The following is a 4,012-nucleotide window of genomic DNA, read 5'->3' as shown; positions in this document are numbered from 1 at the left end:
GACGGCTGCGGGGTGCCGGTTTTTGCCGTACCCCTGAAAAATGGAGCTTTAGCCTTTGCCAAGCTCTCACGGCCCGACCTGTTTTCCGGGAAATTAAAAGAAGCGGTAGAAACAGTAGTATACAGCATGAATGCCTATCCGGTAATGGTCGCAGGAACCGGTCGTTTTGATACCGATTTAATGGGTAGTTTTCCCGGTAGATTTATCTCAAAGGTAGGAGCAGAAGCGGTACAAATCGTAGGTGTTCTTAACAAAGGTATTGCCGTAGCGGTAAAAGTGGCCGATGGTAACAGCCGGGCCCTGGGGGCAACCCGCTGGCAGACCATCTGGCATGTTCTCCTGCCGGCAGCAGCGCCGGGAATTATCACCGGATTAGTTTTGGGGATGGCACGGGCTATCGGGGAAACAATTGCCGTGCAAATGGTTATTGGCAATACACCTCTTTTCCCCCGTTCCCTGTTTCAACCTACTGCCACCCTGACTTCGGAAATCGTGATGGAAATGGGAAATACGGCCTTTAATTCCACGTGGAATAATGCTCTCTTTTTAATGGCCTTTGTGTTGCTACTTATTGCGTTAGGTTTAATTTTATTAGTGCGAAAATTTACCGTACCAATAGGAAGGCCATTGAAAAAAAATAAATTTATCGATAAGCTGGCTACTACTTTATTAACATTGGCGGGCCTCACCATTCTTGGTATTCTTATAGCCTTTATTTTTTACATTTTAAAACGCGGATTGCCGGTTTTAACTCCTTCCTTTATTCTCGGCCCTCCCTCCGAGATGAAAGCAGGGGGAGGTGTGGGGCCTGAACTATTTAACACCTTTTATATTTTGGTGCTTTCTCTTGCTTTTTCTTTGCCCGTAGGCCTGGGAGCAGGCATCTGGCTGGCCGAATATGCTAAGCCTGGTAGGGTAGTTAATATTATCCGAACCAGTACTGAAATGTTAGCGACCGTCCCTTCCATAGTCTTTGGACTTTTTGGCATGATCATTTTTGTGAATTTCCTGGGGCTTGGATTTACAATTGTCGGTGGCGCTTTAACTTTATCCCTTTTAAATTTACCGGTACTAATAAGGGTTACCGAAGAAGCTGTACGCGCAGTTCCCAAATCATACCACATGGCAAGCCTGGCCCTGGGCGCAACAAAAAGTCAAACCCTTTTCCGGGTCGTGCTCCCTGCAGCCTTACCCCGCATCATTACCGGGGTAACTCTGGTAGCCGGAAGAGCCATTGGCGAGTCAGCTATTTTGATTTTTACTGCGGGTAACACCGTTTCCCGCTTCATGTTCGACTTAAACCCCCTTGCTTCCGGCGAAACCTTGGCGGTCCATCTCTGGTATGTTAATTCCGAAGGCCTGATTCCCGATGCCACCCGCATTGCCGATGGCAGCGCCGCTTTGCTCTTAATTTTGGTACTGATTTTTAACCTTTTACTGGTAATTCCAACAAAACGTTATGAAAAAAAGGTAAAGTTAAATTAGGAAAGAGGCCGTAGGCAAAAGCTTACGGCCTCTTTAGCATATAGTAGTTAAAATCCAGAGGTTACCCCCGGCATAAATCTCTCCTTTGCCGCGCTGGATACCGCACAAATTTTTTTACCCCTTTTAGTCCGACAATTCGACAAAAAGTTATAAAAAATTCTCGTTACATTTTTTTTGCTAGCTGCTATAATTTTACTAAGAAAAAGTATTAATAAGCAATAATTGGTAGATAAAGTTCGGAATTAAGATAAATGCTATGGAGTCAATTGAGGCAGACCCACTCGCAGCTTGCCCAATGGTCTATAGAACTAGGGAGGAAGGAGGTGAAACCTGTGATTTGCAAGGAAAATGCCAAAAGGTTGAAAAGAATTATGATTATGGCTTTTCTTTCCTGGGTTCTTCTCTTTTCCGTACCAGTTACGTTAGCGGCTTCGAATATTATATCTAAACCGGGTGTATATACCGACCCCAAAACCGGACAGCTTTATTGCATCGTAACCTCGGATCCCAAGGGCCCAAAACCGCCAGACCCGGATTCCCTGCCCGAAAAAAACATGAAACCACCCATCCTCGGTAATAACGAAGCGTATCCAAAGGCCGGAGTATATCTTGACCCAAAAACCGGGCTGCTTGTTGACATCGTAACCTCGGATCCCAATGGGCCACAACCACCAGACCCGGATTCCCTGCCCGAAAAAAACATGAAACCACCCATCCTCGGTAATAACGAAGCGTATCCAAAGGCCGGAGTATATCTTGACCCAAAAACTGGGCTGCTTGTTGACATCGTAACCTCGGATCCCAATGGGCCACAACCACCAGACCCGGATTCCCAACCCGAAAAAAACATGAAACCACCCATCCTCGGTAATAACGAAGCTTTTAGTCTTTTCTCAATACCTGTTTATATAAATGAGCCGTGCGACGAAGAATGGCGGGCCCGCTACGGTACAAATTGGATGTACTGGGCCAACTATGCCGTTGAAGTTGCGGACGACTACCTATACGAACAATTTGGTATAGATTTCTATTCCGTTGCCCAAAATGTCTGGAATTCCAATAATATAGCTCCTGGAGATCTACTGGATGAAGCTAAAATAGAAGTCGGTCTCACCAACGGTGCTGATCTTATGGTAGCTTTTTCCGGCCAAACTTACGGAAATACTTTAGGTATAGCGTACATTAACAAACCTGGCTCACTAATCTTTGACACCGGAAGCAGGTGGAATGGAATAATCGTTCGTCACGAAACGGGACATAATTACGGTCTGGCCCAGTGGTCGCCCACCGATGGAAATCACCATTGCACGCGGCCAACCTGCTTAATGTACCCCATTCTCTACGGTCCCACCGAAAACACTACCCTCTGTGCAGACCATAGGTCCGAATGGCTTAACAAGCGGGATAGATATTAAATTTAAGCAAAAACTTTAAAGAGCGGGGCGGGTCCCGCTCTGTTTTTTTAGGAAAAGAAAGTGCCGGAGGAGGAAGATTATACTTGAAACCTTTTTATAAACTACATAATAAAAACATATTATTATGTGGTATTTTTTTCACGTTAGCTGGGTTGCTGCTATCGGTTAAGTTTTTTTTAAATGTAAATCAGAAAACCTATCCACCTAACGTTCTGGTAATTATAAACGGCGAAGCCTTAACTACTTCGGAAGTGAATAAGGTTATCAAAAACTACCGGATAGCAGGAAACCAGGCTGCTAACCGCCTCGACCAAATCCTTTCCGACCTAATAGATGAAAAACTTATTCTGCAGGAAGCCAAGAGGCGAAAGATAGATGCCACAAGGGAAGAAATAGAAGCAAGGCTGAAGCAGCTTAAAAACCATTTGCCGTCATTATACCAGCAAATTTATACACAAATGTCGGAAAAAGAGTATAAAGAGATCCTGAAAAACCGGATTATCATCCAAAAGCTATATACTGAAGTCATCTCATCTCAGAAAAATAAGCCAACTGGAGAGCAGGAACCTCTAGAAACTTCGCAAAAAGAAAAAGAAATCTTTGCTAAATGGGTAAAAGAGCTTCGGGAGAAAGCCGACATTACCTTCCTTCAAGAAAACATTCAAAACTTTAAAGAAAGCCTTCGTAAAGAAACTCCAGGGGTTGTCTATTAAACAAGATACTCCGAAGTTAACAAAAATGATATAATGGATGGAGGAGAAAAATGAGGTGAGATAATGAATTTTGCAACAGATTACACTCTTTTGGCAGAAGTTACCCGGGGTAATATCGTCGAAAGTGTCCACTTTGGTTCCATTGCCGTGGTAGATTACACCGGCAAGATTGTAGCCTCTGCCGGAAATCCGGAGCTCGTTACTTTTTTAAGGTCTTCCTCCAAGCCAATTCAGGTTTTACCTCTTTTAGTAAAAGATTTACCCTATGATTTTACCGCTAAAGAAATTGCGGTAATGTGTGCCTCCCATAGCGGAACCGTAGAGCATACCCAAACGGTAGCAGGAATTTTACAAAAAATTGGCCTTGACGAGGGTTATCTAAGCTGCGGCACCCATGAG

The 4,012-nt window shown here is 44.2% G+C and carries 4 protein-coding genes; all 4 read left to right on the top strand.

Translation table 11 applies throughout. From position 1 onward, the window contains the following. On the top strand, positions 1 to 1,485 hold a 1,485-nt coding region (gene pstA / locus ciss_RS13910), incomplete at its 5' end, for a phosphate ABC transporter permease PstA (protein ID WP_143298487.1). Between the two features lie 323 nt (positions 1,486 to 1,808). Next, on the top strand, positions 1,809 to 2,900 hold the full coding sequence (locus ciss_RS04640) for a M12 family metallo-peptidase (RefSeq protein WP_143298485.1): 1,092 nt from the start codon (positions 1,809 to 1,811) through the stop codon (positions 2,898 to 2,900). 83 nt (positions 2,901 to 2,983) lie between these two features. Continuing rightward, on the top strand, positions 2,984 to 3,613 hold the full coding sequence (locus ciss_RS04635) for a SurA N-terminal domain-containing protein (RefSeq protein WP_075865130.1): 630 nt from the start codon (positions 2,984 to 2,986) through the stop codon (positions 3,611 to 3,613). A gap of 63 nt (positions 3,614 to 3,676) precedes the next feature. Further along, positions 3,677 to 4,012: asparaginase (locus tag ciss_RS04630; RefSeq protein ID WP_143298483.1), on the top strand; the 336-nt coding region annotated here is incomplete at its 3' end.

Source organism: Carboxydothermus islandicus (assembly GCF_001950325.1).
Classification (GTDB): domain Bacteria; phylum Bacillota; class Z-2901; order Carboxydothermales; family Carboxydothermaceae; genus Carboxydothermus; species Carboxydothermus islandicus.
Note: the sequence above shows the minus strand (reverse complement) of the source record. Positions and strands in the feature narration are given on the sequence as shown.